Origin of the sequence: Streptomyces sp. ISL-98 (genome assembly GCF_018614055.1) — a bacterium.
GTDB lineage: Bacteria > Actinomycetota > Actinomycetes > Streptomycetales > Streptomycetaceae > Streptomyces > Streptomyces spiramyceticus.
Window position 1 is genome coordinate 54,852 of the sequence record NZ_JAGGPB010000074.1, and the last position, 24,497, is coordinate 79,348.

Consider the following 24,497-nt stretch of genomic DNA (forward strand, 5'->3'; position numbering starts at 1 on the left):
CTAGCTCTTGGCTGCCGCGGCCTTGGCCGTCTTGGCCTTGCTCGCCGGGGCCGGTACGGACTTCGCCTCGTCGGCCGGGGCCGTGACGCTGACCGCCGCGTCCGCGCCGGGCTCGGCTCCGGGGGCCACCGGCTTGACGCCGACGCCCAGCTTTTCCTTGATCTTCTTCTCGATCTCGTCGGCGAGATCGGGGTTGTCCTTCAGGAAGTTACGGGCGTTCTCCTTGCCCTGGCCCAGCTGGTCGCCCTCGTACGTGTACCAGGCACCGGCCTTGCGGACGAAGCCGTGCTCCACGCCCATGTCGATCAGGCCACCCTCGCGGCTGATGCCTTGGCCGTAGAGGATGTCGAACTCGGCCTGCTTGAACGGCGGCGCGACCTTGTTCTTGACGACCTTGACGCGGGTGCGGTTGCCGACCGCGTCCGTGCCGTCCTTGAGGGTCTCGATACGGCGGATGTCGAGCCGCACGGAGGCGTAGAACTTCAGCGCCCGGCCACCGGTCGTGGTCTCCGGGGAGCCGAACATCACACCGATCTTCTCGCGGAGCTGGTTGATGAAGATCGCTGTGGTCTGGGACTGGTGCAGCGCGCCAGTGATCTTGCGCAGCGCCTGACTCATCAGCCGGGCCTGGAGGCCGACGTGCGAGTCGCCCATCTCACCCTCAATCTCCGCGCGCGGCACCAGGGCCGCGACGGAGTCAATGACGATGAGGTCGATGGCGCCCGAGCGGACCAGCATGTCCACGATCTCGAGGGCCTGCTCGCCGGTGTCCGGCTGGGAGAGGATCAGATTGTCCGTGTCGACGCCGAGCGCCTTGGCGTACTCGGGGTCGAGCGCGTGCTCGGCGTCCACGAAGGCGACAGTGCCGCCGGCCTTCTGCGCGTTGGCCACGGCGTGCAGCGTCAGTGTCGTCTTACCGGAGGATTCCGGTCCGTACACCTCCACCACACGACCGCGCGGCAGTCCACCGACGCCGAGCGCGATGTCCAGAGCGGTCGACCCGGTGGAGATGACCTCGATGGGGTCGTTCGGCCGGTCGCCGAGGCGCATCACGGCGCCCTTGCCGAATTGCCGTTCAATTTGTGCGAGCGCGGCGTCGAGCGCCTTCTCGCGGTCGGTGCCTGCTGCCATGGGTTCCACCCGATTTGCTTGAGTCGATCGCTTCACGTCAATGACGCTAACCCCTGCCACTGACAATGCGTCCCGGCGTCCGTCTGGCCTGTGGAAAACCCTTGGGGTTTCAGGGCCGGAACCCCATGAGAATGGATGTTCGATTTTGGTGTCAAGCGCACCACGCCCACCGGTCCAGGCCTCCCCTCCCGCCTATCCTTCGGGGCATGGCCCTCCCCCAGCGCACCGTGACCTTCGCCGTCGGGGCCGGTGTCGCCCTGGTCACAGTCGTCGGAACCCTGGTCCGCGACCGGGACGCGTACGAGTCGCCCGGCCGGCTCCTGCTCGGCTGGGCACTCATCGCCGTCGGATGCTCCGCCCTCGTGTGGCGCCGCCGGTGGCCGGTACCCGTCGCGGTTGTCACCCTGCTGTGCTGCGCGGCGTACTTCCCGGTCAGCACCGTCGACCTGCCGGTGCTGCTCCTGGCCTACGCCTACGCCCTCTACACCGTCGCCGCCCAGGGGCATCTCGCCTCGGCCATCACTCTGGCCGTCGTCACCATGCTGTCCACCGTCTACGTCGAGCAGGTGGTGACCTCCGGCGAGCGGCACGTGGACGACGCGGCGATCTTCCTGATGGCCGGCTGGTTCGTCGGCGTGATCGCGATCGGCCAGGCACACCGCACCCACCAGGCGTACCTCCGTGAGGTCGAGCAGCGGGTCCGTGCCGCCGAGCGCGAGAAGGACGTACGCGCACGCCAGTCGGCGACGGAGGAGCGGCTGCGCATCGCTCGCGAGCTGCACGACGTACTCGGGCACAACATCTCGCTGATCAACGTCCAGGCGGGCGCGGCCCTGCACCGCCATTCCAAGCGGCCGCGCGGCCCCGAGGAGCTGGTGCCCGCTCTGGAGGCGATCCGCGACAGCAGCAAGGACGCACTGCGCGAACTGCGTGCCACCCTCGGCGTACTGCGCCAGGTCGACGGCGAGGACGGTGCCCCGGTCACCCCGACCGCGGGCATCGAGCGGCTCGACGAGCTCACGGCACGCGCGCGGGCGGCCGGACTCGACATCCGTACGACCGTAGAGGGCGCGGCACAGGAGCTGCCTCCGCAGGTCTCGCTCGCTGCCTACCGCATCGTGCAGGAGTCCCTGACGAACGTCGCCCGGCACGCACAGGCCCGCACGGCTGTCGTCACTGTGCGGTGTGACGGCGACAATGTCGTGGTGCGTATCGAGGACGACGGCCGGGGCTCGGCGCCCGGCGCGGAGGGCAGCGGAATCAACGGAATGGCAGAGCGGGCACGGGCACTTGGGGGCGAGCTGACCGCCGTCGACACCGGCAGCGGCTTCCGGGTCGAGGCCCGGATCCCGGTCGGAGGAGGCGCATGATCCGCGTAGTGCTGGCTGACGACCAGACGCTCGTACGGGCGGGATTCCGCTCCATCCTCGACGACGAGGACGACATCGAGGTGGTCGGCGAGGCGGCCAACGGCAACCAAGCCCTGGCGCTCGCCCGTGAACTGCGCCCGGACGTCGTGCTGATGGACATCCGTATGCCCGAACTCGACGGGCTGGAAGCGACCCGCCGTATCGTCTCGGATCCTTACTTCGAGGGCATACGGGTCGTCATCCTCACCACCTTCGACGTGGACGACTACGTCTACGGCGCCCTGCGCGCCGGGGCATCCGGCTTCCTGGTCAAGGACACGGAGCCGATGGAACTGCTCCACGGTGTACGGGTCGTGGCGCGCGGCGACGCGCTCATCGCCCCCGCCGTGACCCGCCGCCTCATCGCCGAGTTCGCGGGCCGCGCCAAGCAGCCCGACCCGAGCCCGCGCCTGAACGCCCTCACCGAGCGCGAGCGCGAGGTCATGGGCCTGGTCGGCGCCGGCCTGTCCAACGACGAGATCGCGCAGCGCCTGGTGCTGAGCCCGGCCACTGCCAAGACCCACGTCAGCCGGATCATGACCAAGGTCAATGTGCGGGACCGGGCGCAGTTGGTGATCCTCGCGTACGAGAGCGGCATGATCACCCCGGGCTGGCTGGGCTGACGGGCACCCCCTGACGCAACTCCTGGGGTACGCGGCCGGGTGGACCCACAACTCCTGGGGTACGCCCACTGTCCACGCCAGGCCGACGCCACGCCTGTGACCGTGCCTTCAGAGTCACAGGCGTGGAACCAGAAACGCTCGATCTCGCGCGGTTGCAGTTCGCCCTCACCGCCGGCGGACACTTCCTCTTCGTCGCCCTGACGCTGGGGCTCGCCACGGTCGTCGCCGTCATCCAGACGCGCGCCGTCTTCTCCGGTGACCCCGTGCACGCCCGCATGGTGCGCTTCTGGGGCCAGCTGTACGTCATCAATTACGCCGTAGGGATCGTCACGGGCATCGTGATGGAGTTCCAGTTCGGCATGACGTGGAGCGGCCTCGGGCACTACGCGGGCAACGTGTTCGGGGCCTCCCTGGCGATCGAGACAGTCGTTGCCTTCTTCGTCGAGTCGACCTTCCTCGGCCTGTGGATCTTCGGCTGGAACCACTTCGGCAAGGGGGTCCACCTCGCGCTGCTGTGGGTGGTGACGCTGACGGCGTACCTCTCGGCCTACTGGATCCTCGTCACCAACGGCTTCCTCAACCACCCTGTGGGTTACAGAGAGACCGCCGAAGGGCTGGTCATCAGCGACTCCTGGGCGCTGCTCACCAACCCGTCCACCCTGTTCGCCTTCCTCCACATAACGGGCGGCGCCCTCATCACAGCGGCGTTCTTCATGGCAGGGGTGAGTGCTTATCACCTCTTCCGGCGTACGCCCGATCACGAGCTGTTCCGCCGCTCCCTTCGGATCGGTGTCTTCGTCGCCCTGCCGGCCGTTTTCTTCACCGCTGCGGTCGGTGGGGCGCAGTTTCCGATGCTGCGGGAGTACCAGCCCGCGAAACTGGCGGCGTTCCAGAGCGATCCCGCCGAAATGGCGCGGTTGCAGGCAGAGATGGCGGCGAAGTTCGGCCCCGGTGACTATCTGCCCTCCGAGGCGTGGACCAGGGCCGGTGCGCTCGTGATGCTGTCGGTCTTCGGCCTGATGTTCTTCATCGCGATCCTGGGCGTCGTCCTCGGCTCCATCAAGTGGACGGTGTACCGCCTCCGCCCCTGGCACGTACTGCTGATGGCCGTCGTCCCCCTGCCGTTCGTAGCGATGACCGCGGGCTGGGTCTTCCGGGAGGCAGGGCGCCAGCCGTGGGTGATATACGGGCTGCTGAAAACGGAGGACGCGGGATCCGCCCTTTCCACCGGCCAGTTGCAGCTTTCGCTCGCCGTTTTCGGCACTCTCTTCGTGCTGCTGATCACCATCAACTGGTGGCTGTTGCTGCGCACCGCACAGCGCGGCTCTTCCCACGTGGCCCTGGGGGCTGACGACCGTACGGACCACGGCCCGGCCGATCGCCCCCTCCCTGTCCACTCGTACTGAAGAGATCCGGAGACGACGTCATGGACATCCTTGCCATCGCCCTTCTGGGCTTCTTCGCAACCGGCTACTTCGTACTGGCGGGTGCTGACCTCGGTGTCGGCATGCTGCTGCCCTATCTGGGGCGCGAGCCCGGCGAGCGGCGCCTGGTTCTCGCCTCCATCGGGCCGTTCTTCCTGAGCAACGAGGTGTGGCTGATCGCCACCGCCGGCGTACTGATCGGCTGCTTCCCCACGCTGGAAGGTGAGCTGTTCCAGGGGCAGTTCCTGGTACTGCTGCCACTCGTCGCCGGCTGGATCGTGCGGGACGCGGGCCTGTGGTGGCGTGGGCGCGGCGCCTCGCGGGGGTGGCGCAGCAGCATGGATGCCCTTGTGGTGTGCGGCAGCTGGACCGTGGCGCTGTCCTGGGGTGCGCTGTACGCCGGGCTGCTGACCGGGGATCCGTTCAGGCCTGCGTCGGGCAGCCTGACGGTGTTCACGGCCCTCGCGGTGGCCCTGCTGTTCGCAGCGCACGGGCTCGGCTTCGCCGCACTGCGGCTGACCGGCAAGCCGTACGAGCGGGCCAGGCAGATCTCGGGCCGTACACCCCGGCTGCACTCCTTCGCGCTGACCGCTGTCGTCATGGCCGCCCTGCCGCTCTTCGCCGGCACCCGGCTGCCCCTCGCCGACTCGGCGGCGGACAGCGTCACTCTCTCGCTCCTGGTGCCGGCACTGCTCGTCGTCACACCGGCGCTGGTGGCCGCACAGGTGTGGCTGTGGCGCACGTTCGGACACCGCGTAACCCGCCCCTCGTACCTCTGAATCTTCCGCACCTCTGTCCTGACAAGGAGTCCGTCATGACCATCGGCACAGAACCCGCAGCAGCGCCCGCACAGCGGCCCGCGCGCCGTGCGAGCGTCTTCGAGCGCCTGGCCGCCTTCTCCCACCAGCACCGCTGGAGGGCCCTCGGCCTGTGGGTCGCCGTCCTGATCGCCGTCACGGCCGCGTCGACCGCCGTCGGCAGCGATTACCACAACGATTTCTCGCTTCCCGGCACCGATTCGCAGGCCGCCCGGACCACGCTCCAGAAGCACGGCTCCGCGCAGGCGGGCGACTCCGTACAGATCGTCATCAAGGACAGAGACGGACTGCGCGGCAGGGACATACAGCAGCGCGTCGAGCCCATGCTCGAGAAGGTGGCGAAGCTTCCCGGCGTGGCCGAGGTCCGCAGCCCGTACGAGGACGCGGCGGCCTTCTCCAAAGACGGCACTGTCGCGTACGCGACGGTCACGCTCGACGGCAAGACGGAGGACGTCCCCAAAGAGGACGTAGTACGGGTCATCGACACCGCCAAGTCCGTTGCGGGGCAGGGGCTTCAGGCCGAGGTCGGCGGCGACGCCGTACGAGGCGCGGAAGAGAGCGAGGGCGGCGCGGCGGAGGGAGCGGGCATTCTTGGGGCGCTCGTGATCCTGGTCTTCCTCTTCGGGTCGCTGGTCGCCGCGAGCCTGCCCGTTGTCGCCGCACTCTTCGCCGTCGGGACGTCGATCGGGCTGATCGCGATGGCCTCGCACCTCGCGAACGTCGCCGACTTCACCCCGCCGATCATGATGCTGGTGGGTCTGGGCGTCGGCATCGACTACGCCCTGCTGATCTTCTCCCGCTACAGGGGCGAGCTGCTGAAGGGTGTACGGGCGGAACAGGCCACCCGTACAGCGCTGGACGCGGCCGGCCGTACCGTCTTCTTCGCCGGCTGCACAGTGATCATCGCGCTGATGGGACTGGTGGCCCTCGGCCTCGGCTCGCTGCAGGGCGTGGCACTCGCGGTGGCACTGACCGTCCTGGTCACCATGGCCGCTTCGCTGACCCTGCTTCCCGCACTGCTCGGCATCCTGGGCAAGCGCATCGAGCGCAGTGTGGCCAAGCGCGCCGCCAAGGCGAAGCGCGTCGAGGGTGCGGCCTGGCGGCGCTGGGCGACCGGTGTGCAGCGCAGGCCCTGGGCGGCACTGATCGTGGCGCTCGTCGCGCTGGGCGCGCTGGCCGCCCCCGCGCTCGACATGCGCCTGGGCTTCGCCGACGCGGGCAACGAGGCGCAGACGAAGACCAGCCGGAAGGCGTACGACCTCCTGGGAGAGGGCTTCGGGCCCGGCTTCAACGGCCCGCTCGTCGTGGTGGCCGACGGCGGCAGCGACGACGCGGCACAGCGGGTACGTACCGCACTGGAGGGGACGGAGGGGGTCGCGGCCGTGACCCCGGCCTTCCCGACGCAGGACCGTTCGGTCTCGACCGTCATCGCCTTCCCCGATTCCGCACCGCAGGACGAGGCGACGTCCGGTCTCGTCGAGCGGTTGCGCTCCGACGTACTGCCGCCGCTGGAGCGGGACACCGGCGCCGATCTGCTGGTCGGCGGATCCACTGCGGCGACGGAGGACTTCGCCACGACTGTGTCGGACAGGATGCCGCTGTTCGTCGCGATCGTCGTGGGACTCTCCGCGCTGCTGTTGCTCGCCGTATTCCGGTCGGTCCTGATCCCGGTGAAAGCCGCGCTGCTCAACCTGATCAGCATCGGTGCGGCGCTCGGCGTGATCACGCTGGTGTTCCAGCACGGCTGGTTCGGCGTCGAGCCCGGCCCCATCGAGGCGTTCATCCCGGTCATGATCTTCGCGATCGTCTTCGGGCTCTCCATGGACTACGAGGTCTTCCTGCTCTCGCGCATCCATGAGGAGTGGGAGCGCACGAAGGACGCGCCGGGTGCGGTGCGCGAGGGGCTCGCGGCGACCGGCAAGGTGATCACGGCGGCAGCGGCCATCATGATCGTGGTGTTCTCGGCCTTCATGCTCAGTCCTGACCGGATGCTCCAGCAGTTCGGGCTCGGTCTGGCGGTGGCGATTCTGCTGGACGCCGTCGTCATCCGCTGCCTGATCGTGCCCGCGGTGATGCAGTTGCTGGGGCGGAGCGCGTGGTGGCTGCCGGCCGGACTGCGCCGGGTCCTGCCCCGGGTGGAGCTGGAGCGCCACTGACACGGCCGTACGGCAACGGTCCGCCCCTCAGGCGTCCTCAGGCGTGGTCGTCCCCGGACGGCGGCGTCTGCGGTGGACGGGACTCCTGACGGGTTTCCTGGCCGGGTTCCTGACCGGGCTCACGGCGCCGCAGACGGGTGAGGAGAGAGGCGCCGCGTCGTGGCGCGCGCCTGCCGTGCACCCGCGGGTCGTCCGTCACGTCGTACCGCTTCACATACGCGCCCAGGAAGGCCTGCAGCGTCGCGATCGCCGGAATCGCGATCAGCGCGCCGACAGCGCCCATCAGCGCGGTGCCCGCGACGACCGAGCCGAAGGCCACCGCCGGGTGGATGTCGACGGTCTTGGCGGTCAGCTTCGGCTGCAGCACGTAGTTCTCGAACTGCTGGTAGACCACGACGAATCCGAGCACCCACAGCGCGTACCAGGGGTTGACCGTGAACGCGATCAGCATCGGCAGGGCGCCCGCCAGATACGTACCGATGGTCGGGATGAACTGCGAGACCAGGCCCACCCACACCGCGAGCGCGGGCGCGTACGGCACGTCGAGGGCTTCGAGCAGGATGTAGTGCGCGACTCCGGAGATGAGCGCCATCAGACCGCGCGAGTAGATGTAGCCGCCCGTCTTGTCGACCGCGATCTCCCAGGCGCGCAGCACCTCGGTCTGGCGGGACGGCGGCAGTACGGAGCACAGGGCGCGGCGCAGTCGGGGCCCGTCGGCGGCGAAGTAGAACGAGAACAGGAAGATCGTCAGCAGCTTGAACAGCCCACCGAGGACGGTCGCCGATACGTCCAGGACGCCGGTCGCGCTGTTCTGTACGTACTTCCGCAGCCAGTCGGAGTTCAGCAGGCTGTCCTGGACCTCGACCCGCGAGAGCTCCGTCTGGAAGGTCTCATTGATCCATCTGATCACCGAGTCGAGGTACTTGGGGAAGTCCTCGACCATCTCGATGATCTGGCCGGCCAGCATCGAGCCGAGCAGCACGACAAACCCGGCCCCCGCGACCAGCACCCCCATGAAGACCAGGAAGGTGGCAAGACCGCGGCGCATGCCGCGGGCCGCCATGCGGCCGACGGCGGGCTCGATCGCGAGCGCCAGGAAGAAGGAGATCAAGATGTTGATCAGCAGCCCGACGAGCTGGTGGAAGGCCCAGCTGCCGAGCTGGAAGCAGGCGTAGAGGGCGAGGGCGATCACCATGGCCCGGGGCAGCCACCGGGGCATGCGAGCCGGAGCGGCGCCTGCCGTGAGGGCCGAGGGCGGGGGCGCGGTCAGGGAAGCTGCGTCCTTGGCGGACTCGTCGGTGGGTGCCACGGGGTAAGTCTGGCCCATGCCTGTGTCGTCGAACCGGGCGCCCTGTGCGTCAGCGCTTGTCGGCGGGGATGTTCATCGCGGAACAGACGCCGCGCCACACGTCCTTGGCTTCCCATCCCGCGGCCAGGGCCTGGTGCACGGTACGGCCGCCGAGTTCGGCCATCACATGGTCACGGGCGAAGGAATCGGCGTACGCCGCGCCGAAGTGGTCCGCCATCCGCTCCCAGAAAATCGTCAACCGCATGACTCCAGTATCGCGCCCCTGAGAGTGCAGCCCTGTCCGTAGACCTTGCCGACAGCGCTTTCCGCCCTACGGTCGTCCCATGGCTGGATCTGGAGCATCCCCTCTCGCCCGCGCCGAGCAGTTCATCTGGCTGACGGCCCGCGTGCTGGAACAGCGGCGGTTCGCGTTCCACTTCCTGGACGGCGACGCCGGCGCAGTGGAAGCGGCGCTGGCTGCCTATCAGGGCGCGGACGGCGGCTACGGTCACGCACTCGAACCCGATCTGCGCGGGCCGGTCAGTCAGCCGCTGCACACTGTGCACGCGATGCGCGTCCTCGACTCCATCGGCCGCTGCGAGGGCCTGCGGGTGGAGCGGATGTGCCGCTACCTTTCGGACGTCTCGACAAAGGACGGGGCACTGCCCATCGTGCACCCCTCCCAGCGCGGCCGGCCGACGGCGCCCTTCCTCCCGGTCGTCGACGACCCTCCCAGCGAACTTCTGGCGACAGGACCCGTGGTGGGGCTGCTGCACCGCAACGAGGTGTGGCATGCCTGGCTCTTCAGGGCCACGGACTTCTGCTGGGCAGCAGTGGACGCCATGGAGAAGTCTCATCCGTACGAAGTCCAGGCGGCGGTCGCCTTCCTGGACGGAGTGCCTGACCGGGCGCGGGCGGAGGCCGCGGCGGACCGGCTGGGACGGCTGGTGCGGCAGCAGCGCCTCGCGGTGCTGGATCCGGCGCGGGACGGGGACCTGTCGGTCGCGCCGGGGTACGGGCCGGGGTGCGCGCCGGGCAGGCACCACCTTCCGCACGACTACGTCCGTACGCCTCACTCGCTGGCCCGCCGCTGGTTCACGGACGAGGAGATGGACCGCTCGCTCGACTTCCTCGCGGCCGAGCAGCAGGAGGACGGAGGCTGGCCGATCGTCCCCCATGGAGTCCGGCGGGGGAGGCACCCCCAGCGGGAGTGGGCGCCGGGAACCGCACTGGAGTCGCGCCCCATCGCGACGCTCGACGCGCTGCTGACGCTGCGGGCTCACGGGCGCCCTATCGGCTGATCCATCGGCCCCCTTCGGCTGCCGAGCGTCAGCCGCCGATCGCCCGTACCCCCGCAGTGACGATCACGGCCGCCCCTACGACGACCAGGAAAGGGGCGCGCAGGACAAGGGCGAGGGCCGCCGCCGCGAGCCCTGCGCCTCTGGCGTCCAGCACCAGCTCCTGGCCGGTGCTGAAGGTCTGCTGGGCAGTGAGCGCGGCCAGCAGGGCGACGGGCAGGAGGGCGGCGAGCCGCTTCACGAGCGGTCGCTCCACTGCCCCGACGGGTACCAGCAGACCGAGCAGCTTGACGAGGTAACACCCGACGGCGGTCGCGCCGATCGCGATCCAGACGCTCATCGTGCCTCCTCCGTGACGGTGTTGCGTGCCCTGCGGCCCTGGACGTACAGAACGGCCGGAGCGGCGAGTGCAGCGACCAGCACCGGCACTCCGGCAGGCAGGACCGGCAGCAGCCCGAGGGCCAGGACGACCGCGAGGCCCCCGACAGCCCGCTCCATGGTGGTACGGAGCATGGGCGCGAGGAGGGCGAGGAAGACGGCGGGACTGGCGGCGTCCAGCCCCCACGCGTCGGTGTCACCGATCGCCTCCGCACCCAGGCCCCCGAGCAGTGTGGTGAGGTTCCACAGCACGTACAGGGACAGTCCGGTGACGGTGAAGCCGAGCCGGGCGCTACGGCGGGTGGGCTGCGCGAGGGTCACGGCAGTGGTCTCGTCGATCACCCAGTGCGCGGCGAAGGGGCGTACAAAGCGCGGGAGGGCAAGGAGCTGGGACAGGCGCAGGCCGTAGAAGGCATTGCGTACGCCGAGGAAGAAGGCGCCGGCTGCCGCGGTGAGGGGATTGCCGCCCGCGGCGAGGGCGCCGACCAGGGCGAACTGGGAGGCTCCGGTGAAGACGAGGAGGCTGAGCGCGCACGTCTGGAGGACAGTGAGGCCCGCGCCCGCGGAGGTCACACCGAAGGCGAAGCCGGAGAGTCCGACGGCGACGCCCACGCCCAGTGCGTCGCGTACGACGGCACTGTCCGGCTTGGCTTCGGGTTCGTGTTCGGGTTCTGCACGTATCCCTGCGGACGTGGATGCGGATGCTGTCTTTTCTGGCACGGCCCGGACACTACGGCCGGCCTTCGTCGCCGGTCTTGTACGTTCTTGCACGCTCCCGCTGGTAGGCGCCCGGAGGCACCCCGACGATCCGGGTGAAGTGCCGGTTCAGGTGCGGCTGGTCGGTGAAGCCGACAGCGGCGGCGGCCTCGGCGGGCGCGGTCCCCGCCTCCAGGAGCCGACGGGCGGTGCGCACGCGCGCATTGGTGAGCCAGGTGTGCGGGGGCATGCCGTACGCCGCCTTGAAGGCGCGCAGCAGCGAGAAGGGGCCCGTGCCGAGCTCCTGGGCCAGCTGATCCAGGGACGGCGGCTCTGCCATGCGCTCCTGGAGGAGATTCTTGGCGAGGGCCGCTGTGCGCGCTCCGGTGGCGACCGGCGTACGGGCGGGCAGTGACTGGCCGTATCGGCGCAGAAGCCGGGCCACGGCGATACGCAGCAGACTGTCGGCGGCGAGGGCGTTGCCTTCCTCGGCCGCCTGGTGCACCGCGCGGATGAGCTGCGCGGTGTCCGGGTCTTCGACGATGGTCTCGGCGAAACCTGCCGTACCGCGCAGCGTGGTCATGTCCTCGGCGATGCCTGCGATGACGTGCGCCGACGGGTACAGCGTGGCGTACGACCAGCCTTCGGGAACCCCGGCGCGGGCGGAGTGCGGCACCTCCGGGTTGATCATGACTACGGTGCCGGGACGGGCCTGGATCGTGCCCTGCGGCATGATCACGTCCTCGATTCCCCGGAAGACCGCACCCAGGACGAAGCCCTCATGGCTGTGGCGCGAGAAGGAATGGCTCACGTAGCGGGCCCGCAGCAGGTCGAGGCCGGGCACGCCCGGGTACTGCCAGTGCCGCGCCCACTCGTCCTTCCCGTCTGCCGCCGCCGAGTCAGCCATGGAGCCATTCTGCTCCCGCCCGCGCACCGCTGACCTGCGCGTCCATGTCCTGGACACCCGTTGTCAGTGGTCGGGTGCACGATGGGGGGCATGGCCAGGACAGCGCTCGACTCGTTCTCCCCCGCGACCCGCAGCTGGTTCACGGTGGCCTTCAGCGCGCCCACCGCGGCGCAGGAAGGCGCGTGGCACGCGATTTCCGAGGGCTCCGACGTCCTGGTCGTCGCCCCGACCGGTTCCGGCAAGACGCTGGCCGCCTTCCTCGCCGCCCTCGACGATCTGGCGTCCACGCCCCCGCCCGCCGACGCCAAGCGGCGCTGCCGCGTGCTGTACGTATCGCCACTCAAGGCCCTCGCGGTCGACGTCGAGCGCAACCTCCGCAGCCCGCTCACCGGCATCCGCCAGGAGGCCGTACGGCTCGGGATGCCGGAGCCCGAAGTGCGCGTCGGTATCCGCTCGGGCGACACCCCGGCCGCCGAGCGGCGGTCCATGGCGACCAAGCCGCCGGACATTCTCATCACCACGCCCGAGTCGCTGTTCCTGATGCTCACATCCGCGGCGCGCGACGCCCTCGCCGGCATCGAGACGGTCATCCTCGACGAGGTGCACGCCGTCGCGGGGACCAAGCGAGGGGCGCATCTCGCCGTGTCCCTGGAACGGCTGGACGAGCTGCTGCCACGGCCCGCCCGCCGGATCGGTCTGTCGGCGACGGTCCGGCCGGTGGACGAGGTGGCCCGTTTCCTCTCCCCGAAGCGCAAGGTGTCGATCGTCCAGCCACCGTCGGGCAAGGAATTCGACCTGTCGGTGGTCGTCCCCGTGCAGGATCTGGGCGAGCTGGGCGGCGCCCCAGCCAAAGGGGACGACGCGGGCGACACCCCGTCGATCTGGCCTCATGTCGAGGAGCGCATCGCCGACCTCGTCCAGGCCCACCGCTCGACGATCGTCTTCGCCAACTCCCGCCGTCTCGCGGAGCGCCTGTGCAACCGGCTCAATGAGATCGCGTACGAGCGTGCCACCGGTGAGCCCCTGCCCGAAGCGCACTCCCCTGCCTCGGTCATGGCCGAGTCGGGCGCCGCCAAGGGTGCGCCACCACTGCTGGCACGTGCCCACCACGGGTCGGTCTCCAAGGAGCAGCGCGCCCTCGTCGAGGAGGACCTCAAGGCGGGCCGGCTGCCGGCCGTCGTCGCCACTTCCAGCCTTGAACTGGGCATCGACATGGGTGCGGTGGACCTCGTCGTCCAGGTCGAGTCACCGCCCTCCGTCGCATCCGGCCTCCAGCGCGTCGGCCGCGCCGGGCACCAGGTCGGCGCAGTCTCCACGGGCGTGGTCTTCCCCAAGTACCGGGGCGACCTTGTGCAGTCGGCGGTCGTTACGGAGCGCATGCGCAGCGGCTCCATCGAGGCCCTGCGCGTCCCCGCCAACCCTCTCGACGTACTGGCGCAGCAGCTCGTCGCCATGGTCGCCATGGACACCTGGCAGATGGACGACCTCCTTACGGTCGTCCGCCGAGCGGCGCCCTTCGCCTCGCTCCCCGAGTCCGCCTTCACTGCAGTGCTCGACATGCTCGCCGGCCGCTACCCGTCCGACGCCTTCGCGGAGCTCCGCCCGCGTGTGGTGTGGGACCGCATCGCCGGTACGGTCACGGGCCGCCCGGGCGCACAGCGCCTCGCCGTGACCTCCGGGGGCACCATTCCCGACCGCGGGCTCTTCGGCGTCTTCCTGGCAGGGGCCGACCCGAAGAAAGGCGGCGGCCGCGTCGGCGAGCTCGACGAGGAAATGGTCTACGAATCGCGTGTCGGCGATGTCTTCACCCTCGGCACCACCTCGTGGCGCATCGAGGACATCACCCGCGACCGCGTGCTGGTCTCCCCCGCCCCTGGGGTGCCGGGACGGCTCCCGTTCTGGAAGGGCGACCAGCTGGGCCGCCCCCTCGAACTGGGTCGCGCGCTCGGCGCGTTCCTCCGCGAGGTCGGCTCGCTCACGGCCGACGACGCGCGGCTGCGCCTGTTCGCCGCCGGGCTCGACGCCTGGGCCGCCGACAATGTCCTTGCATACCTCGACGAGCAGCGCCGGGCCGCCGGTCACATCCCGGACGACCGCACCATCGTCGTGGAGCGTTTCCGCGACGAGCTCGGCGACTGGCGCGTCGTCATCCACTCCCCCTTCGGCGCGCAGGTGCATGCCCCTTGGGCGCTGGCCCTCGGCACCCGCCTGGCCGAGCGGTACGGCATGGACGCCCAGGTCATGCACGCCGACGACGGCATCGTGCTGCGCCTGCCCGACGCGGACCTCATGGGCTTCGACCTGCTCGACGAAGAACCGTCCAGGCAGGGCACGGAATTCGACAGTGAGCAGGCTCCGCTCGGCGCTGCGGATGTCGCTTTCGACAAGGGCGAGATCAGCCAGATCGTCACTGACCAGGTAGGCGGTTCCGCCCTCTTCGCCGCCCGCTTCCGTGAGTGCGCCGCCCGGGCCCTGCTGCTGCCCCGCCGCAGCCCCGGCAAGCGCACGCCCCTGTGGCAGCAGCGCCAGCGTGCCTCGCAACTTCTCCAGGTGGCGTCCGAGTTCGGCTCGTTCCCCATCGTTCTTGAAGCCGTCCGGGAATGCCTGCAGGACGTCTTCGACGTACCGGGCCTGACCGAGCTCATGGGCGACATCGAATCCCGTCGCGTCCGCCTCGTCGAGGTCACCACCACCGAACCCTCGCCCTTCGCCCGGTCCCTTCTCTTCGGTTACGTCGCCCAGTTCCTGTACGAGGGCGACTCGCCCCTCGCCGAGCGGCGAGCCGCCGCACTGTCGCTGGACTCCCGGCTCCTCGCCGAGCTGCTCGGCCAGGCCGAGCTGCGCGAGCTGCTCGACGCCGATGTCCTGACCGAGCTGGAGCAGGAACTCCAGTGGCTCACCGAAGACCGCCGTATCAAGGACATTGAGGGCATGGCCGACGCCCTGCGCGTCCTGGGCCCGCTCACAGACGCCGAGTTGACGGCCCGCGGCGGCGAGTCCGAGTGGGCGCAGTCCCTGTCCTCCGCGCGCCGGGCGATCCGTGTCCGCATCGCGGGGGCGGACCACTGGGCGGCCATCGAGGACGCGGGCCGTCTGCGCGACGCCCTGGGCACCGCACTGCCCGTCGGCGTACCGGAAGCGTTCACCGAGCCGGTCAAGGACCCGCTCGGCGATCTCCTGGCCCGTTTCGCCCGGACCCACGGCCCCTTCACGACCGCCACCGCCGCCGCGCGCTTCGGTCTCGGCGCGGCGGTCACCGACGGCGCGCTGCATCGACTTGCCGCGAACAGCCGTGTCGTTCAGGGCGAGTTCCACCCCGCCGGTATCGGTCAGGAGTGGTGCGACGCGACGGTGCTGCGCCGCCTCCGGCGCCGCTCCCTCGCCGCCCTGCGCCATGAGCTGGAGCCGGTGCCGCCCGCCGCGCTCGCCACGTTCCTCCCCCAGTGGCAGCACCTCGGCAGCAACCGGCTGCGCGGCATCGACGGGCTGGCGCGCGCCATCGAGCAGCTGCAGGGTGCTGCCGTCCCCGCCTCCGCGCTCGAAAAGCTGGTCCTCCCGTCTCGCATCGTCGGTTACACGCCCGCCATGCTCGACGAGCTCACCACCACGGGCGAGGTCCTGTGGGCGGGATCGGGCGCTCTCCCCGGCAAGGACGGCTGGATCTCCCTCTACCTCGCCGACGCGGCGCCCTTGCTTCTCCCCCAGCCGCACCCTCTCGAACTGACCGCCCTCCACGAATCCGTCCTCACCACCCTCTCCGGGGGATACGGACTCTTCTTCCGCCAGATCGCCGACACGGTCCGCGCCACCACCCACCCCGACTGCACAGACGCCCAACTGGCCGATGTCATATGGGACCTGGCGTGGTCGGGGCGGCTCACCAACGACACGCTCGCGCCACTGCGGTCCCTCCTCGGTTCCGGTCGTACCGCGGGCTCCACCGCGCACCGGGCGAAGCGCGCGGTGCCACGCGGGCGTTACGGGACGCTCACCGCGGCCGCCCGCACCGCTTCCCGCACCGGCCCGCCCACCGTCTCCGGCCGCTGGTCGCTGCTCCCCGCCCACGAACCGGACCCGACGCACCGCGCCCATGCCCTCGCCCGCACATTGCTGGACCGGCACGGCGTCGTCACGCGAGGCGCGGTCGCCGCCGAAGGTGTCGAGGGCGGCTTCTCGGCGACGTACCGCATCCTGGCGGCGTTCGAGGACAGCGGACAGGCTCGGCGTGGTTACGTCGTGGAGGGCCTCGGCGCCGCCCAGTTCGCGATGGACGGCGCGGTCGACCGGCTGCGCGCGGCCGCCACCGCACGTGAGCGCGCGGATGCGGAGTTCCCGAACCGCGCGGTAATCCTCGCTGCGGCGGACCCGGCCAATGCATACGGCGCTGCCCTGCCCTGGCCCGAGCCCCCAGCCGAAGCGGGCCACAAGCCCGGCCGCAAGGCGGGAGCCCTGGTCGTCCTGGTGGACGGCGAACTGACCATGTACATGGAGCGCGGCGGCAAAACGCTGCTGGCCTGGCCCACCGACCCGAACGACCCGTCGTCCGCGGACCCCCGCATGACCGCAGCGGCCGAAGCCCTGGCCACGGCGGCTCGTGAAGGCGCCCTGGGCACCATCACGGTGGAACGCACCAACGGCACCCCGGCCCTGACGTCCCCCCTGGGCCAAACCCTGGAATCAGCCGGCTTCCACGCCACCCCCCGAGGCCTCCGCCTCCGCCCGTAACCCTCCGGCCCGCCACACACTCCCCAGCCAGCGACCGCCACTGCCAGAAGGTGATCCGGCGCCCCACCCCGCCCCGGCTCTGGAAAGGCCCGCCCCGACCGGGGCGAGAGCACAAGCCCGCCCTGACCAAGGCCGAAGGCCAAAGCTGCCTCCGGCCAGAGCCGGGACGAGCGCCCACCCCGCCCGACCCGGAACCGTGCAGCGCGCCCTGCCCCGGGTCCAGAGCCGGTGCCAACCCCCCTGCTCGGCCTCCGGCCCACCCGAGAACCTCTCAGGGCCTCCGCCGACCTGGCGAGCGCTTCCAGTGGCCGCCTGAGCCACCCCAGCCCCCGCACGCTCCCGGCACCCGCGAACGCCCACCGAGACCTTCCCTTGGCCCTGGGCCCGCCACCCCACCCCGCGACCCCACCCGCCACCACAGAAGCGCCTCCTGGCGCCCGCGAACCACGAACACCCCCTGGGGCTCTGGGCCCGCCACCCCGTCCCCACCAGAGAGCACCTCCGCGGCCAGGACGGCCCCAAGAACACCTCCCGAGACCCGAGGACGCCCCACCGAGCCCGTCCCCCAGGCACCCGGAAGCCCGCGCCCGAGGGGTCTGACGTCCCAGGGCGTCATCATGGAGCCATGCCCGAAGGAGACTCCGTCTGGCAGGCCGCCCACCGCCTGCACACCGCCCTTGCCGGACACCGCCTCACCCGCTCCGACCTGCGCGTCCCCCGATTCGCCACCGCCGATCTGACCGGCCGCACCGTCCTGGACGTCACCCCTCGCGGCAAGCACCTCCTCGCCCGTATCGAAGGCGGCCTCACCCTCCACAGCCACCTCCGCATGGACGGCGCCTGGAAGGTCTACGCCGCCGGAGAGTCGTGGCGCGGCGGCCCCGCCCACCAGATCCGCGCCATCCTCGGCACCGCCGACCACACTGCCGTCGGCTACCGCCTCCCCGTGCTGGAACTCATCCGCACCCAGGAAGAAGCAGAGGCCGTCGGCCACCTCGGCCCCGACCTCCTCGGCCCCGACTGGAACGCCGACGAAGCCCTCCGGCGCCTCCTGGCCGACCCCGCCCGCCCCCTCGGCGAAGCCCTCCTCGACCAGCGCAACCTCGCCGGCATCGGCAATGTGTACAAGTCGGAGCTCTGCTTCTTCGCCCGCGCCACCCCCTGGCTCCCCATCGGCGAACTCCCCGCCCCCGACCGCCTCGTCGCCGCCGCCAAGCGCCTCCTGGAGGCCAACCGCGACCGCCCCCGCCGCCGCACCACCCTCCGCGCCCTCACCCCACCCCTGTACGTGTACGGCCGCGAAGGCCGCCCCTGCCTGCGCTGCGGCGCCCCGATCCGCGTCGCCGACCAGGGCGACGGCACCCGCGCCCGCCCCACCTACTGGTGCCCGCGCTGCCAGTTGGGCCCCACACCATAGTTGACGCACCGTCAGGTCCAGTCGTACCGTCCCCCCATGCCCCTCAAGGCGTACGACCTCACCGACCGCACCGCACTGGTCACCGGCGCCGCGAGCGGCATAGGCAGAGCGAGCGCACTGCTCCTCGCGGAGGCAGGTGCGAGCGTCCACTGCGCGGACCGCGACGAGAGCGGCCTCCACGAGACCACCGCCCTGATCACCAAGGCAGGCGGCACCGCACATCCCCACCCCCTCGACGTCACCGACCGCACCCAGCTCGCCGAGGCGGTCGCCGCAGCAGGGCGGCTCGACATCCTCGCGGCCATCGCCGGAATCATGCACTCCAGCCCGGTCCTGGAGACCCGCGACGAGGACCTCGACCGCGTCCTGGCATTCAATTTCAAGGGCGTGCTGTACGCATGCCAGGAGGCGGCCCGCGCCATGATCGCCGCCAAGACCCCCGGCAGCATCATCACCATGGCATCGGGCGCCGTCGACGCCGCGAGCCCCGGCCTGCTCTGTTACAGCGCGGCCAAAGCCGCCGTCGTCCAGCTCACCAAAACGCTCGCAACCGAACTCGGCCGGCACTCCATCCGCGTCAACGCCGTCGCCCCCGGCTGGATCCGCACACCCATGACCGACCGCCACGATGCGGCACTCCGGCACCAGGCCGAGGCCGCGATGGTCCGCATGTCCCCGCTCGGCCGCGTCGGGGAGCCCGAGGACATCGCGCACGCGGTCCTCCACCTGGCCTCGGACGCATCCGCCTTCACGACGGGCCAGATCCTCCGCCCCAACGGCGGCGTCGCGATGCCCTGGTAACACCAACACCGCGAGCACCCAAGGCACCGCGAGCACCCGGGGCACCAGGAACACCTGACGCACCAGGAGAACCGGGGGCACCGGAAGCACCACCCCCACCACCAGCGGCCGAAACCACATGAACCGGCAGCAGGCTCAGTCCCCAGCCCCCCGCCGCCACCGCCCCCTCCAGGACGCCCGCCCGCTCCGGCACCAGCACCAGCCGAAGCACGGCCCACCACCACACCGCGCCCGCCACAAGCAGCACCACAAACACCGGCACCCGCAGAAGCACCCGTAGAGACGCCCGTACAGGCACTCGCACAGGCTCCCTTGCAGGCACCCACACAAACCCCATCAGACGCACCCGCCGCACCACCCCACGTCCCCAGAAGTCACGCCAAGCCATGGCAGCCTCCTCCGGCCGACGCTAGACGGGCCCGATCACCCGACGGGAGGGAGCGCCGGAAGCACAACCGGCGCATCCCACCGCATCACGCGCCCTAGACGCTCTCGGCCTGGAACATCCATGCGTGCTTCTCGAGGTCCGCGGTCAGGCCGATGATGATGTCCTGAGTCACCGGATCCGGGTCGGCCGTGGCCTCGATCCGCTCGCGCATGCGGCCGACGACAACACCGAGCGCGTCCACCAGGATCCGTACGGCATCGACATCCTTGATCCACCCCGGCGGCACCTCCTGGATCGCGGTCGACCTCGCCACGCTCGCGGACCGCCCGTCCGGGTTGACGCCGATCGCCGAGGCCCGCTCGGCCACCGTGTCGGAGTGCAGTCGCGCCGAGGCGACCACCTCGTCCAGTTGCAGATGTACGGACCGGAAGCGCGGACCCACCACGTTCCAGTGGACCTGCTTGGCCACAAGGGCGAGATCCACGAGGTCGACGAGCGACCCCTGCAGAGCCTCACCCACCACCTTGAGATCCGCGTCGGGCAGGGTGCTCTTCACGACAGACATCCACTTCCTCCTCAGGGTCCGGCTCCACGGCTCTCACCACCTTGGCATAAATGACGCAAAACGGTCATGCCAGGGCATGAAAGAGCCCCGACAGTCCTACGAGGACCCATCGGGGCTCTTCCTAAACTCAGAACCTCAAAAGTTCGGAGCTTCAGAGCTTCGGAATTCTCAGGCCGGAATCACGCAGCGACGACGTCCACCGCTTCCGCGGGCGCCTTGATCGTCACCCGCTCCGGTGGCACTCCTGCCACCGACGTCACCGACACGGAATTGAGCATCGGGCGTACCGGTGGACGCACCGGCTCGCTCGCCGCCGACTCCGCCAGCTCAGCCAGCGACAACTCATCACTCACTTCGCGCATGAGCTCGGACATCCGTACGTCAAGCGCGTCGCAGATAGCGGAGAGCAGCTCGGAGGAAGCCTCCTTCTGCCCCCGCTCCACCTCGGATAGATAGCCGAGTGAAACTCGGGCGGACGAGGAGACTTCGCGCAGAGTACGGCCCTGGCGCTGGCGCTGCCGACGCAGCACGTCACCAAGCAGGCGACGGAGCAGAATCATCGGTGGCTCCCTCCTCGGACCGCGTAGCCGCATCCTTCACGCCCCACCGTACCGCCTCGCGCAGCGGCCGTGCGGGGAGCGATGTCGTGTTCACTCAGGGCTGCAAACATCAATTCCCCCCGTTCTGTTCCGTATCCTGTGCCCGCGCATTCTCGATCAGTTCGCCGAAGAGCAGGGTCAGCACTCTTCGTACACTCTCCATACGGATTACCGCCCGGTCCCCGTTCAACCTCAAAGGGGCCACTTTCCCTGCACCGCCCGGCCCCGCGACCGCCACAAACACCGTCCCGACGGGCATCCCGTCCTGCCCGTCCGGCCCGGCAACGCCCGTCGTCGCGATACCCCAGCCGGCCCCGAGCACACGCCGTACACCGGCCGCCATCTGCCGCGCGACCTCCGGGTCCACGGCGCCGTGCCGCTCCAGAAGTGCCCCGTCGACCCCGAGTACGTCCCGTTTCAGCTCGGTCGCATACGCCGTGACCGATCCGCGGAAGACGCGCGAGGCACCGGGCACGGAAGTCAGCTCGGCGGCCACCAGACCGCCGGTCAGCGATTCGGCCACGGCGAGCGTCTCGCCCCGCCCCGCCATCAGCTCAAGCACCTCAGCCGCGACGGCCCGGACCCCGGCCCCCGCTTCGGGAACAGCAGTCACCGCGACGACTCCTCCGCAGAGTCCTGCCCAGCCCGCTCAGCCTGGTCGGTCCGCTCAGCCACCCGCTCTGCCGGCTCTTCCTGCTCAGCGCGCTCCACCCGCTCCGCCTGCTCGGCCCGCTCCGCCGCGAGCCCCGCCCGCCGCAGCACCACTGCCTGCCGCACGTAGTCGAGCCCGGTCAGCACAGTCAGCGCCACAGCCACCGCCATGACCCAGAACCGCGCCGTGGCAAGCGGCCCCGTCAGCGCCAGCACGTACATCCCGACCGCCACGCCCTGCAGCAACGTCTTCATCTTGCCGCCGCGGCTGGCCGGAATCACACCGTGCCTGATCACCCAGAAGCGCATCAGCGTGATGCCGAGCTCCCGGAAGAGAATGACGCCCGTCACCCACCACGGCAGATCCCCGAGCGCCGACAGACAGATCAGCGCAGCGCCCATGATCGCCTTGTCGGCGATCGGGTCGGCGATCTTGCCGAAGTCGGTGACCAGGTTGTACGTACGCGCCAGATGGCCGTCGAAGATGTCGGTGATCATGGCGACGGCGAACGCCGCCCACGCCCAGGCCCGCCACGCCGGGTCGTACCCGCCGTCCTGCAGCATCAGCATGACGAAGCCGGGCACGAGGACCAGCCGCACCATGGTCAGGATGTTCGCGATGTTCCACAGGCTGGCCTGATTGACAGCCGCAGCGCCCAGCTTGCCGCCGGGCGCCGGCCTACCGGAGCCGCCCGCCGCGGATGCCGGCACTCCGGTCATCTGGCCGCCTCCTCAGCACCGAGCGGTTCGGCCACCAGGTCCACGCCCTCGGTCCCGACGACCTTTGCCACGACCATACGACCGACAGCCAGGCCCTGGCCCGTGGTGAAGACCACCTGGCCATCCGTCTCGGGCGCCTGGTGAGCCGCCCGGCCCACCGCGCCGTCCTCGCCGTCGACCGACTCGACCAGCACCTCGACCGTCTCGCCGAGCCGCTCCTCGGCCCGCTGGGAGGTGAGCTCGTCGGAGAGCCGCGAGATGTGCTCCAGCCGCTCCGCGATAACGTCGGCGTCGAGCTTGTGGTCGTACGTGACAGCCTCGGTGCCCTCCTCGTCGGAGTACCCGAAGACGCCGATGGCGTCGAGCCTGGCGCCTGTCAGGAAGCGCTCCAGCTCGCCCAGGTCGGCCTCGCTCTCGCCGGGGAAGCCGACGATGAAGTTGGAGCGCACACCGGCCTGCGGCGCCTTGTTGCGAATGGTCTCCAGCAGCTCCAGGAAGCGGTCGGTGTCACCGAAGCGCCGCATCGAGCGCAGCACACCGGCCGCCGAGTGCTGGAAGGACAGGTCGAAGTACGGCGCGATCTTGGGCGTGGACGTCAGTACGTCGATGAGTCCGGGGCGCATCTCGGCGGGCTGCAGGTAGCTGACCCGCACCCGCTCGATGCCGTCGACCTCGGCCAGCTCGGGCAGCAGCGTCTCGAGGAGCCGGATGTCGCCGAGGTCCTTGCCGTACGACGTGTTGTTCTCGGAGACCAGCATGACCTCCTTGACGCCCTGCTCGGCCAGCCAGCGCGTCTCTCCGAGTACGTCCGAGGGGCGCCGCGAAATGAACGAGCCGCGGAACGAGGGGATGGCGCAGAAGGAGCACCGCCGGTCGCACCCGGACGCGAGTTTCACCGAGGCGACGGGGCTGTTGCCGAGCCGCTGGCGCAGCGGCGCACGCGGGCCCGAGGCGGGGGCGACACCGTCGGGAAGGTCCTCGGGAGGCGTGTCCTGCGCGTGCCCGGGCAGCGCCACGTCGGAGGCGTCCTGCCGCTCGGCGGGGCTGATGGGCAGCAGCTTGCGCCGGTCGCGCGGGGTGTGGGAGGCGTGGATGCCGCCGTTCAGGATCGTCTGAAGGCGGTCGGAGATGTCGGCGTAGTCGTCGAATCCGAGCACACCGTCGGCCTCGGGCAGCGCTTCCGCGAGCTCCTTGCCGTACCGCTCGGCCATGCAGCCGACAGCGACGACGGCCTGGGTCCTGCCATGATCCTTCAGATCATTGGCTTCGAGCAGGGCGTCGACGGAGTCCTTCTTGGCGGCTTCGACGAATCCGCAGGTGTTGACGACGGCGACGTCCGCGTCCGATGCGTCCTCGACGAGCTTCCAGCCGTCCGCTGCCAAGCGGCCTGCCAGCTCCTCCGAGTCCACCTCGTTACGGGCGCAGCCAAGAGTGACAAGGGCGACGGTGCGGCGTTCGGGCATGAGCTCAAGACTACTTTGTCCCGGCGCACACCCCGGCCGCCAGGGTTGGCCCCGGCCCGGCGCCCCGCCCCGCAGCCCTGGCGCGGGTGGGCGACCCCAGCGACCGCCCACCCGAAAAATCGGGCGCTCTCCCGGGAAAGGGCCGGGCCCCCGGAGGTCAGCCGACCTCCGGGTCACCCTTCGTGTAAGTGAGCCGCTCGACCTGTCCCGGCTGGAACTCGTCGGCGACCTCCTTGCCGTTCACGAAGAGCTGCATCGCCCCGGCGTCTCCGAGCACAAGGTCGATCTTCTCCTTGTCCGTGAAGGTCTTGGACTCGCCCTGGAGGAGGAGTCCGTCGAAGAGCAGCCGGCCGTTGTGGTCCTTCGCCGAGATCCAGCTCTTGCCGTCCTTCGCGGTGAGCGCGACGGTCACCTTGTCCCGCGGGGCGGCCGCGATGGCGCTGTCCGACGGGTCCGGCTTGGGGTCGGCGGGCTTGGACGCCGAGGGCTTGGCCGACGGCTTGGCCGTGGCGGGCGTGGACCCTTCCGCGACGCTGGAGCCGGTGCCGGCGTCCCCGCCGTTGAAGAGCGTGAAGCCGACGAAACCGACCACGGCGACGATCGCGGCGACCATGGCCGCCGTCCAGTTCGGCCGACGCCGCTCGGGACGGATCCGTTCCGCCTCGAAGAGCGGCGCCGCGGGCGTCGGCGAAGGACGTCCGCCGTGCTCCGCGTCGTACTGCGCGATCAGTCCATCGGGTTCGATTCCGACGGCGCGCGCGAGCGTACGAATGTGGCCGCGCGCATATACGTCGCCGCCGCAGCGACTGAAGTCGTCCTCCTCGATCGCGTGCACGATGGGAATGCGCACCCGGGTCGAGCTGCTGACCTCGTCGACCGTCAGACCTGCGTCGATACGAGCCTGCTGGAGGACACGACCGATCGAAGGCCGGTCGTCTTCAATCGAAGGCCGGTCGTCTTCGGGGGAGTTGCCGATGGACACGGGGGCGCCTTTCGAGCGTGAGCCACCTGCTGGGTGTTCAGTCTAGGGGGGGTACGAA

Annotated in this window: 21 protein-coding genes; 9 read left to right on the forward strand and 12 right to left on the reverse strand. The window is 70.3% G+C overall.

Annotated elements, in window-relative coordinates:
- Entirely contained in the window at nt 1-1,131 is a 1,131-nt protein-coding gene (gene recA / locus J7I98_RS36265; protein ID WP_214929321.1) for a recombinase RecA, read from the reverse strand.
- A gap of 206 nt (nt 1,132-1,337) precedes the next feature.
- Here recA and J7I98_RS36270 point away from each other — a divergent pair, with 206 nt between their 5' ends.
- The 5 genes from J7I98_RS36270 to J7I98_RS36290 all read left to right on the forward strand — a co-directional run bounded on the left by J7I98_RS36270 (nt 1,338) and on the right by J7I98_RS36290 (nt 7,561).
- On the forward strand, nt 1,338-2,501 hold the full coding sequence (locus J7I98_RS36270) for a sensor histidine kinase (RefSeq protein ID WP_251021685.1): 1,164 nt from the start codon (nt 1,338-1,340) through the stop codon (nt 2,499-2,501).
- Nucleotides 2,498-3,163 (forward strand): response regulator transcription factor, encoded by a 666-nt coding sequence (locus J7I98_RS36275; protein ID WP_214929323.1) that lies wholly within the window; start codon nt 2,498-2,500, stop codon nt 3,161-3,163. The genes J7I98_RS36270 and J7I98_RS36275 overlap by 4 nt, the downstream gene beginning before the upstream one ends.
- Nucleotides 3,164-3,285: 122 nt before the next feature.
- Nucleotides 3,286-4,569 (forward strand): cytochrome ubiquinol oxidase subunit I, encoded by a 1,284-nt coding sequence (locus tag J7I98_RS36280; RefSeq protein WP_214929324.1) that lies wholly within the window; start codon nt 3,286-3,288, stop codon nt 4,567-4,569.
- Between the two features lie 20 nt (nt 4,570-4,589).
- Complete coding sequence (locus J7I98_RS36285) at nt 4,590-5,366, forward strand: cytochrome d ubiquinol oxidase subunit II (RefSeq protein ID WP_214929325.1); 777 nt, start codon at nt 4,590-4,592, stop codon at nt 5,364-5,366.
- A 35-nt stretch (nt 5,367-5,401) separates the two neighbouring features.
- Nucleotides 5,402-7,561 (forward strand): MMPL family transporter, encoded by a 2,160-nt coding sequence (locus J7I98_RS36290; protein ID WP_214929326.1) that lies wholly within the window; start codon nt 5,402-5,404, stop codon nt 7,559-7,561.
- A 37-nt stretch (nt 7,562-7,598) separates the two neighbouring features.
- Here the strand turns inward: J7I98_RS36290 and J7I98_RS36295 are convergent, their stop codons facing one another.
- Entirely contained in the window at nt 7,599-8,780 is a 1,182-nt protein-coding gene (locus J7I98_RS36295) for an AI-2E family transporter (protein WP_214929346.1), read from the reverse strand.
- A 139-nt stretch (nt 8,781-8,919) separates the two neighbouring features.
- Nucleotides 8,920-9,114: a DUF3046 domain-containing protein gene (locus J7I98_RS36300; protein WP_214929327.1), complete on the reverse strand. Its 195-nt coding sequence runs from the start codon at nt 9,112-9,114 to the stop codon at nt 8,920-8,922.
- Between the two features lie 79 nt (nt 9,115-9,193).
- On the opposite strand from J7I98_RS36300, the gene J7I98_RS36305 reads away from it, so the two are divergent.
- Nucleotides 9,194-10,150 carry a hypothetical protein gene (locus J7I98_RS36305; protein WP_214929328.1) on the forward strand — a complete coding sequence of 319 codons (957 nt, stop codon included), beginning with the start codon at nt 9,194-9,196 and terminating at the stop codon, nt 10,148-10,150.
- A gap of 28 nt (nt 10,151-10,178) precedes the next feature.
- On the opposite strand, the gene J7I98_RS36310 is transcribed toward J7I98_RS36305, so the two are convergent.
- Genes J7I98_RS36310 through J7I98_RS36320 form a run of 3 tightly spaced genes read right to left on the reverse strand, consistent with a single transcriptional unit; the run spans nt 10,179 to nt 12,128 of the window.
- Nucleotides 10,179-10,487, reverse strand: coding sequence for an AzlD domain-containing protein (locus J7I98_RS36310; protein ID WP_214929329.1), 309 nt, complete (start codon nt 10,485-10,487; stop codon nt 10,179-10,181).
- Complete coding sequence (locus tag J7I98_RS36315; RefSeq protein WP_214929347.1) at nt 10,484-11,206, reverse strand: AzlC family ABC transporter permease; 723 nt, start codon at nt 11,204-11,206, stop codon at nt 10,484-10,486. The genes J7I98_RS36310 and J7I98_RS36315 overlap by 4 nt, the downstream gene beginning before the upstream one ends.
- Nucleotides 11,207-11,255: 49 nt before the next feature.
- Complete coding sequence (locus tag J7I98_RS36320) at nt 11,256-12,128, reverse strand: AraC family transcriptional regulator (RefSeq protein WP_214929330.1); 873 nt, start codon at nt 12,126-12,128, stop codon at nt 11,256-11,258.
- 90 nt (nt 12,129-12,218) lie between these two features.
- Between J7I98_RS36320 and J7I98_RS36325 the strand changes: the two genes are divergently transcribed.
- The 3 genes from J7I98_RS36325 (at nt 12,219) to J7I98_RS36335 (ending at nt 19,071) form a co-directional block, all read left to right on the forward strand.
- The gene (locus tag J7I98_RS36325) at nt 12,219-16,853 is read left to right on the forward strand and encodes an ATP-dependent helicase (RefSeq protein WP_214929331.1); all 4,635 of its coding nucleotides are present in this window, start codon (nt 12,219-12,221) and stop codon (nt 16,851-16,853) included.
- A 625-nt stretch (nt 16,854-17,478) separates the two neighbouring features.
- Nucleotides 17,479-18,270, forward strand: a complete 792-nt coding sequence (locus tag J7I98_RS36330) for an Fpg/Nei family DNA glycosylase (RefSeq protein ID WP_214929332.1) — start codon at nt 17,479-17,481, stop codon at nt 18,268-18,270.
- A 36-nt stretch (nt 18,271-18,306) separates the two neighbouring features.
- Nucleotides 18,307-19,071, forward strand: a complete 765-nt coding sequence (locus J7I98_RS36335; protein WP_214929333.1) for an SDR family NAD(P)-dependent oxidoreductase — start codon at nt 18,307-18,309, stop codon at nt 19,069-19,071.
- A gap of 482 nt (nt 19,072-19,553) precedes the next feature.
- Here the strand turns inward: J7I98_RS36335 and J7I98_RS36340 are convergent, their stop codons facing one another.
- The 6 genes from J7I98_RS36340 to J7I98_RS36365 all read right to left on the reverse strand — a co-directional run bounded on the left by J7I98_RS36340 (nt 19,554) and on the right by J7I98_RS36365 (nt 24,439).
- Nucleotides 19,554-20,024: a Dps family protein gene (locus tag J7I98_RS36340; RefSeq protein WP_214929334.1), complete on the reverse strand. Its 471-nt coding sequence runs from the start codon at nt 20,022-20,024 to the stop codon at nt 19,554-19,556.
- Nucleotides 20,025-20,203: 179 nt separating this feature from the next.
- Nucleotides 20,204-20,584 (reverse strand): helix-turn-helix domain-containing protein, encoded by a 381-nt coding sequence (locus J7I98_RS36345; protein WP_028814221.1) that lies wholly within the window; start codon nt 20,582-20,584, stop codon nt 20,204-20,206.
- 109 nt (nt 20,585-20,693) lie between these two features.
- Nucleotides 20,694-21,173 (reverse strand): nicotinamide-nucleotide amidohydrolase family protein, encoded by a 480-nt coding sequence (locus J7I98_RS36350; protein ID WP_214929348.1) that lies wholly within the window; start codon nt 21,171-21,173, stop codon nt 20,694-20,696.
- 59 nt (nt 21,174-21,232) lie between these two features.
- Nucleotides 21,233-21,994 (reverse strand): CDP-diacylglycerol--glycerol-3-phosphate 3-phosphatidyltransferase, encoded by a 762-nt coding sequence (gene pgsA / locus J7I98_RS36355; RefSeq protein ID WP_251021686.1) that lies wholly within the window; start codon nt 21,992-21,994, stop codon nt 21,233-21,235.
- Nucleotides 21,991-23,457, reverse strand: coding sequence for a 30S ribosomal protein S12 methylthiotransferase RimO (gene rimO / locus J7I98_RS36360; protein WP_214929335.1), 1,467 nt, complete (start codon nt 23,455-23,457; stop codon nt 21,991-21,993). The genes pgsA and rimO overlap by 4 nt, the downstream gene beginning before the upstream one ends.
- Before the next feature lie 157 nt (nt 23,458-23,614).
- Nucleotides 23,615-24,439, reverse strand: coding sequence for a RodZ domain-containing protein (locus J7I98_RS36365; RefSeq protein WP_214929336.1), 825 nt, complete (start codon nt 24,437-24,439; stop codon nt 23,615-23,617).
- Nucleotides 24,440-24,497: the final 58 nt, after the last annotated feature.

Excerpts from the sequence above, each read along its gene's own strand:
- pgsA (WP_251021686.1), bottom strand. The coding sequence starts at position 21,994 with ATGACCGGAGTGCCGGCATCCGCGGCGGGCGGCTCCGGTAGGCCGGCG.
- J7I98_RS36295 (WP_214929346.1), bottom strand. The coding sequence starts at position 8,780 with ATGCCCCGGTGGCTGCCCCGGGCCATGGTGATCGCCCTCGCCCTCTAC.
- J7I98_RS36270 (WP_251021685.1), top strand. The coding sequence starts at position 1,338 with ATGGCCCTCCCCCAGCGCACCGTGACCTTCGCCGTCGGGGCCGGTGTC.
- J7I98_RS36320 (WP_214929330.1), bottom strand. The coding sequence starts at position 12,128 with ATGGCTGACTCGGCGGCGGCAGACGGGAAGGACGAGTGGGCGCGGCAC.
- J7I98_RS36285 (WP_214929325.1), top strand. The coding sequence starts at position 4,590 with ATGGACATCCTTGCCATCGCCCTTCTGGGCTTCTTCGCAACCGGCTAC.
- rimO (WP_214929335.1), bottom strand. The coding sequence starts at position 23,457 with ATGCCCGAACGCCGCACCGTCGCCCTTGTCACTCTTGGCTGCGCCCGT.
- J7I98_RS36305 (WP_214929328.1), top strand. The coding sequence starts at position 9,194 with ATGGCTGGATCTGGAGCATCCCCTCTCGCCCGCGCCGAGCAGTTCATC.
- J7I98_RS36290 (WP_214929326.1), top strand. The coding sequence starts at position 5,402 with ATGACCATCGGCACAGAACCCGCAGCAGCGCCCGCACAGCGGCCCGCG.
- J7I98_RS36345 (WP_028814221.1), bottom strand. The coding sequence starts at position 20,584 with ATGATTCTGCTCCGTCGCCTGCTTGGTGACGTGCTGCGTCGGCAGCGC.
- J7I98_RS36300 (WP_214929327.1), bottom strand. The coding sequence starts at position 9,114 with ATGCGGTTGACGATTTTCTGGGAGCGGATGGCGGACCACTTCGGCGCG.
- J7I98_RS36275 (WP_214929323.1), top strand. The coding sequence starts at position 2,498 with ATGATCCGCGTAGTGCTGGCTGACGACCAGACGCTCGTACGGGCGGGA.
- recA (WP_214929321.1), bottom strand. The coding sequence starts at position 1,131 with ATGGCAGCAGGCACCGACCGCGAGAAGGCGCTCGACGCCGCGCTCGCA.
- J7I98_RS36340 (WP_214929334.1), bottom strand. The coding sequence starts at position 20,024 with ATGTCTGTCGTGAAGAGCACCCTGCCCGACGCGGATCTCAAGGTGGTG.
- J7I98_RS36325 (WP_214929331.1), top strand. The coding sequence starts at position 12,219 with ATGGCCAGGACAGCGCTCGACTCGTTCTCCCCCGCGACCCGCAGCTGG.
- J7I98_RS36350 (WP_214929348.1), bottom strand. The coding sequence starts at position 21,173 with ATGGCGGGGCGGGGCGAGACGCTCGCCGTGGCCGAATCGCTGACCGGC.
- J7I98_RS36335 (WP_214929333.1), top strand. The coding sequence starts at position 18,307 with ATGCCCCTCAAGGCGTACGACCTCACCGACCGCACCGCACTGGTCACC.
- J7I98_RS36330 (WP_214929332.1), top strand. The coding sequence starts at position 17,479 with ATGCCCGAAGGAGACTCCGTCTGGCAGGCCGCCCACCGCCTGCACACC.
- J7I98_RS36310 (WP_214929329.1), bottom strand. The coding sequence starts at position 10,487 with ATGAGCGTCTGGATCGCGATCGGCGCGACCGCCGTCGGGTGTTACCTC.